9 protein-coding genes are annotated in these 5,619 nt (G+C 40.7%); 4 read left to right on the forward strand and 5 right to left on the reverse strand.

Annotated elements, in window-relative coordinates; all coding sequences use genetic code 11:
- The first annotated feature begins 1,339 nt into the window (after nt 1–1,339).
- On the forward strand, nt 1,340–1,534 hold the full coding sequence (locus A3766_RS19455) for a type II toxin-antitoxin system VapB family antitoxin (RefSeq protein WP_068511097.1): 195 nt from the start codon (nt 1,340–1,342) through the stop codon (nt 1,532–1,534).
- Nucleotides 1,531–1,932: a PIN domain nuclease gene (locus tag A3766_RS19460; RefSeq protein ID WP_068511100.1), complete on the forward strand. Its 402-nt coding sequence runs from the start codon at nt 1,531–1,533 to the stop codon at nt 1,930–1,932. Before A3766_RS19455 ends, A3766_RS19460 begins: the two co-directional genes overlap by 4 nt.
- Before the next feature lie 75 nt (nt 1,933–2,007).
- Here the strand turns inward: A3766_RS19460 and A3766_RS19465 are convergent, their stop codons facing one another.
- On the reverse strand, nt 2,008–2,343 hold the full coding sequence (locus tag A3766_RS19465; RefSeq protein WP_068511102.1) for a hypothetical protein: 336 nt from the start codon (nt 2,341–2,343) through the stop codon (nt 2,008–2,010).
- Nucleotides 2,344–2,486: 143 nt separating this feature from the next.
- Between A3766_RS19465 and A3766_RS19470 the strand changes: the two genes are divergently transcribed.
- Nucleotides 2,487–2,786 carry a BrnT family toxin gene (locus A3766_RS19470; RefSeq protein ID WP_068511104.1) on the forward strand — a complete coding sequence of 100 codons (300 nt, stop codon included), beginning with the start codon at nt 2,487–2,489 and terminating at the stop codon, nt 2,784–2,786.
- Nucleotides 2,773–3,048: a type II toxin-antitoxin system BrnA family antitoxin gene (gene brnA / locus A3766_RS19475; protein WP_068510173.1), complete on the forward strand. Its 276-nt coding sequence runs from the start codon at nt 2,773–2,775 to the stop codon at nt 3,046–3,048. The genes A3766_RS19470 and brnA overlap by 14 nt, the downstream gene beginning before the upstream one ends.
- Before the next feature lie 114 nt (nt 3,049–3,162).
- Here brnA and A3766_RS19480 read toward each other — a convergent pair whose 3' ends face one another.
- The 4 genes from A3766_RS19480 to A3766_RS19495 all read right to left on the reverse strand — a co-directional run bounded on the left by A3766_RS19480 (nt 3,163) and on the right by A3766_RS19495 (nt 5,410).
- On the reverse strand, nt 3,163–3,507 hold the full coding sequence (locus A3766_RS19480; RefSeq protein ID WP_068510171.1) for a hypothetical protein: 345 nt from the start codon (nt 3,505–3,507) through the stop codon (nt 3,163–3,165).
- 144 nt (nt 3,508–3,651) lie between these two features.
- Nucleotides 3,652–4,119, reverse strand: coding sequence for an SHOCT domain-containing protein (locus A3766_RS19485; protein ID WP_197479636.1), 468 nt, complete (start codon nt 4,117–4,119; stop codon nt 3,652–3,654).
- 225 nt (nt 4,120–4,344) lie between these two features.
- Nucleotides 4,345–4,800 carry a hypothetical protein gene (locus tag A3766_RS19490; protein ID WP_068511111.1) on the reverse strand — a complete coding sequence of 152 codons (456 nt, stop codon included), beginning with the start codon at nt 4,798–4,800 and terminating at the stop codon, nt 4,345–4,347.
- Between the two features lie 112 nt (nt 4,801–4,912).
- Nucleotides 4,913–5,410 (reverse strand): hypothetical protein, encoded by a 498-nt coding sequence (locus A3766_RS19495; protein ID WP_068511113.1) that lies wholly within the window; start codon nt 5,408–5,410, stop codon nt 4,913–4,915.
- Between the last annotated feature and the right edge of the window lie 209 nt (nt 5,411–5,619).

A 5,619-nucleotide genomic window follows, 5' to 3' on the forward strand; every position in this document is an offset into this window, starting at 1 on the left:
TAACTCTTTAAAACTTGCAAGGATTGGAACTCATAGTGAGCTATTTCGCTAGCATGTAACGCTTTTATAAACGGCGCACGGCTCTATCGTGCGTCCAACGCAGGCCACGTGTTTTTGTGGCCGGAGTGATGTTTGATGAACTGGTTAGATGTTTTAGAACACCCAACTACACCAAACACCACGTTAAAACCTTTGTACTGGCCCAGAGACAAAAACACCCTAGATGGCGACTTTACCGGACTCCCTAGGAACACACCACCGACGAAGCCTCTACAAATTCAAATGTGCCTGAGAAACTTAAACAGCAGAGCGGAACAGTGGGAAAACGTGCCACCTACCCTAAAACTTTAAACGGAGGAATACATGATAAGAAACGAGCATTCCCTGCCGAATATTGAGCCCTAAACCTTAAGAGCCAAAAAACATTTAACGCCTTTAGCTGCGGCGAGCGTCAGCGAGTCCAGCCCCGGGGCTTTTTCCGGGGCGAGGCAGGCTAAACTGGTTATATGATTTATTGCTTTGCACTTTGTTAAACCGCTTTAGTATCTTTAGATCTCTTAAGGGTAAGAAGCTGAAGCAACAAGTCACGTTTATTCTTAATTTTGCCACCGGCTAATTAAGCAGGATAACAACCAAATTTTTACCGAAACAATCAGCAGAACACCAATTAAAGCGACCCGTTTTCTCTGGGCCAAAAGCTATGTTTAGCAGTATAAACCTTGACGCTAAACTAAACTTTGAACCGAATACACTCTTTGTACAAAGTACCGCTAACCGCTTAAATTAATTGACCTTTTACTGCATATAACGCTTGCAGCTGCGGCCGAACGAAGTGAGGTCCAGCCCCAGTGATTTTCTGGGGCGAGGCAGGCTGCACTGGTTATATGATTTATTGCTTTGCACTTTGATACACCGCCTTAGTTTTTTAGAGTACTTAAGGATAAGAAGCAGAAGCAACAAACCATGTTAATTTTTACGTTTTGCCACCTGCTGATTAAGCAGGATAACTAGCTAATTTTTACCGAAACAATCAACAGAACACCAATTAAAGCGACCCGTTTTCTCTGAGCCAAAAGCTATGTTTAGCAGTATAAACCTTGACGCTAAACTAAGCTTTGAACCGAATACACTCTTTGCTCAAAATACCGCTAACCGCTTAAATTAATTGACCTTTTACTGCATATAACGCCGCGTTAACAGGCGTAGTAACAATGGCGGCTTTTTTGCCGCGTAGCGCGAAAAAGGTGACATTGTTACGGAGTCCTTGTTGAACGCTTGGTTATGTTTATTTATTGTGCTAGTGTGTATTTAGTTAATTTTTTATACACATAGGTGTTTTATGAGAACCAACATTGTAATTGATGACGAGCTAATGGCAAATGCTTTAAAGGTAAGCGGCTTACATACAAAGAAAGATGCTGTTGAAGAAGGCTTAAAGTTGCTTATTAAGCTAAATGAACAACAAGCTGTATGTAGTTTAAGGGGGAAAATACACTGGGAAGGCGATTTAAACGAAATGCGAGGCGATAAGTGATTATTGCTGACACAAGTGTTTGGATTGATTATTTTAACGGCGTAGTAAGTCCCTATACCGATGAGTTAGACAGGCAATTAATGAAGGGGAATGTTGCTTTAGGCGATTTAATTTTGCTTGAGATATTGCAGGGCATAAAAAGCGACAAAGAATACAATAAAACCAAGTCTGTACTTGGGAAACTAGACCAATATGAAATGCTTGGTCATAGGATGGTATTGCAATGTTCGGACTATTATCGATTGCTGAGGAAGCGAGGCATTACGATAAGGAAAACAGCGGATGTGATTATTGCGACTTTTTGTATAGATAATAAGGTGCCGCTTCTTTTTACCGATAGAGATTTCAAACCATTTGTAGAACACTGCGGATTAATTTCAGCCATTTCAAAGACATAACGCCTGCAGCTGCGGCCGAGCGAAGCGAGGTCCAGCCACAGCGTGTTTTTGCTGTGGCGAGGCAGGCTGCACTTGTTAAATGCTGAATTCAATTATGCCACCATGCTCAGCGTATATTTTGTTTAGACCCGCCCGTAATTCATTAAACTTATCGAATTTAGCCGGAAAGTAAAAATGCTCTAAGTTGCCGTTGGCAAGTACTATATGAATACCATCATTTGTTATGGTGCATTCGGTCACTTGGTTGTGGCGACCATTTATTTGGTCATTGTATTCGAAGTAAATACCATCATCGGAACCGACCTCTTCGGTTAGACCTTTTTGCCACATAAAATAATTGCCATCAGAGTCTACGACTGAGACAACAAGAACATCATTTTCGACTATTTCGATTGGATGATCGTAGCTCATAAATTCCTTTTGGCATTTAACGCCCGGCTCACCGAGCAAATTTTATTGGCGGCTTTTTTGGTACAAAAAAGGTGACAATAAAATTTGTCCGGTGGAGCCGCTTGTTAGTGCTATTTTTATGTATATGATGGTAATATACATAAATGATTAATTGGAAACAAATAAAAGGCTTTAATTGGGATGCTGGCAACGAAAGAAAAAACGTTGATAAACACAGCGTAAACCAGTTAGAGGCCGAACAATTATTTTTTAATGAGCCTTTATTACTGCTGCCGGACAAAAAGCACAGTGATAAAGAGCCCAGATACCATGCCCTTGGAATTACCGATGATGGGCGGCAACTACATATTACTTTTACACTGCGTGAAGATAACACTTTGATTAGAGTGATTTCTGCACGACCAATGCACAAGAAAGAGAGGAAATTTTATGAACAAGCATAAACAGCCTCCAAAGTTTAAAACAGAGGCAGAAGAACGAAAGTTTTGGGAAGATAATGATTCCGCTGATTACTTGGACTGGAGTAAGGCCGCAAAAGTAACAATGCCCAACTTAAAACCATCGACGAAAACAATTTCCTTGCGGTTACCTGAGTCTTTGCTTGAAAGCATTAAAATTGAGGCTAATCGAAGAGACATGCCTTACCAGTCCTTAATCAAATCTTGGCTTGCTGATGATGTTCGACAGAATCGCTTAGCTTCTTAAGAGCACTAACGCCTGCCACAACGGCTTGGGTGAAGTGGCGGCGTTTTTGCGTCTTTTTGCAAAAACGGTGACAGTTTACCCAAGTCCGATTGATGGCACTTGTTATGTAAACAGTTATTTGTTCCGTATTTCTATTACTACGTCAGCCTCTCTCTTTATATTTGGCCGAGTTAACTCAGGATCTTCTTTATCCAGACACATAAACTGAATTTCTGCCTGGGCATCTGATGTGAATGGAACCATATCCTTTTGAGATACTCGAACAACTTGGAAATGCTTATTTTGATTGTTACAAAATGCAAATGCTTCTTTATATACATCAGCTTTAACACTGCCACCAACCACATCGAATCCTTTTTGGGATCTAGAAATCAAATACGTATCTATCCCTATAGGGATTACGCCTGATGATGTTGCACAACCGGAAACTAATAAAACAATAAAGAATATTCTCTTCATTTATCTCTTCACTCCTTGGCCAAACTTTATTCATACGCCCAGTTCATTGGGTATGCATCTTTGCTGAATTTACATAACGCCCGCATTTGCGGCTGGTTTGGAGCGTAGCGGAAAACCAGTCCGGCAACATGCGCTTGTTACATGCTATAGCTGCTTAAGCAATTCAGATTTCTTTTCTTGATACTCACCTTCAGAAAGCACACCTTCATCCCTAAGCACCTTTAATTTAAGAAGCCTGTCCATAACCGAATCACCGTTATCTCTAGCAGATGCCTTCTCGTTTAGGCGCCACCGGTCGCGCTCAAACTGGTAGGATGATTTTCTGTATGAGCTAACCATTACCCCCGTACCTGATTCTTCAAGCTTTTTCTGAATATTATCAATAATTTTTTGCGGCCTTGAAGTCGGGTAAGTTCCTTTTCCGCCAAGCTCTACAAAATAGCCCTTAACATTCTTACCGCTTAAACTAACACCCTCAACGGGAACAATCTTGACGAAGACGTTATACCAATCCAGACCCCAAGTCATTCTGGTAGAGAATCCTCTTTCTGGACCATCAATTTCATTAACGATTTCATCATCAACGATTGATGTGATTTCTTGATATGTCAATTGAAAAATCTTTTGCTCTTCTATGGCATATATTTTGTAACCACCATCTTGCTTTAATGTTGTTTGGTGGGTACTACACCCAGTCAAAAAAGCAAAAAAGACTAGAGTCGTTAACCTCATGTAATGCTCTCCATTGGCATGTAACGCTTACATAATGGGCCGGAGCGTAGCGACGGTCCAGCCCACAATTTCTTTTGTGGGCGATCATTGATGTACTTGTTATATTTATTGTCTAAAATACGTTTCATCAAAGTCTATTTCTGTTGGCCTAATGGAGCCATCAATATAGACACCCCAGTTTAGTGAGTCGCCATCTACACGAATAAGGTCAGCAACTTGAAGCGTTTGATCTTCTATTTTTAGAATGACATCGAACTCGATGGCTTCAGGACCGCCAGCGGTAATAACTGTATTTCCAAGTGTAAAAGTACCACTGCCACTAACTTCTATATCAGGCTGACCAGTGCACAATGAATTTGAGTAAACTTCCAAACTTGCGGTTAGACTGTAACCATTAAATATATAAGACTCGAGATTATAATCGCCATATTCTTCATCGTAATAGCAGGAAGCAGACCAAAGACCATTTATTCCGAGCGGGTCTGGCGTATCATTACCCCCACTACTGCAGGCGGCTAAAAATATTACTGCCAAACATACGATAGAACTTCCAATTTTCATTACTACTCCCTAAATATAACGCTTTTATAAACGGCGCGCGTGTCTTTGCGCGTCCAGTGTAGCCCACGTTCCTTCGTGGGCGGAACGAGGTTTGATAAACTTGTTAAGTGATTTAATGCAGTGCATTTAATTTAACTACACTATCATCGAAGGTGCTTACCGGAATTAAGAAAGCCAGGCCCGTACTAGTTTGTTTATAGCGAACGTAAACTTCGCCAGCTTTGTAAGAATATAGCTGTAATGATCTTGCCTCATAGACTGTTACACCACCATTATTTTGAGTTTCATTTTTGATATCGATGGCAAGAATACCCTTTGAGCAAGACCAGTCAGGACGTAGTATTTGTGATGAATTAACTACAGATTCATTTTTGTACCCAGTGAACAATAGTTCATTAGCGGATGCATTTATTTCAAATTGATCGTATTGACGAAGTTGCCAAAAACCAAGGCTATTGTAATGTGAATAGTTTTCGAAGTTTAAGGTGTATTTACCAGACAAAGAGGTACAGCTTTGGTTTCCGATAACCAAGCTTTCGTTTGGTTTATATTGTTGAAAACCACAACCTGCTAGTAGTCCAATTATTATCGTTAGAATTATATTTTTCATATGGTCACTTAACGCTTTTATAAACGGCGCACGGCTCTATCGTGCGTCCAACGTAGGCCACGTGTTTTTGTGGCCGGAGTGATGTTTGATGAACTGGTTAGATGTTTTAGAACACCCAACTACACCAAACACCACGTTAAAACCTTTGTACTTGCCCAGAGACAAAAACACCCTAGATGGCGACTTTACCGGACTCCCTAGGAACACAC

This window comes from Oleiphilus sp. HI0132 (genome assembly GCF_001635845.1).

Bases quoted from the DNA above. Each gene is read 5' to 3' on its own strand.
- A3766_RS19455 (WP_068511097.1), top strand. From the start codon at position 1,340: ATGAGAACCAACATTGTAATTGATGACGAGCTAATGGCAAATGCTTTA.
- A3766_RS19465 (WP_068511102.1), bottom strand. From the start codon at position 2,343: ATGAGCTACGATCATCCAATCGAAATAGTCGAAAATGATGTTCTTGTT.
- A3766_RS19470 (WP_068511104.1), top strand. From the start codon at position 2,487: ATGATTAATTGGAAACAAATAAAAGGCTTTAATTGGGATGCTGGCAAC.
- brnA (WP_068510173.1), top strand. From the start codon at position 2,773: ATGAACAAGCATAAACAGCCTCCAAAGTTTAAAACAGAGGCAGAAGAA.
- A3766_RS19480 (WP_068510171.1), bottom strand. From the start codon at position 3,507: ATGAAGAGAATATTCTTTATTGTTTTATTAGTTTCCGGTTGTGCAACA.
- A3766_RS19490 (WP_068511111.1), bottom strand. From the start codon at position 4,800: ATGAAAATTGGAAGTTCTATCGTATGTTTGGCAGTAATATTTTTAGCC.
- A3766_RS19495 (WP_068511113.1), bottom strand. From the start codon at position 5,410: ATGAAAAATATAATTCTAACGATAATAATTGGACTACTAGCAGGTTGT.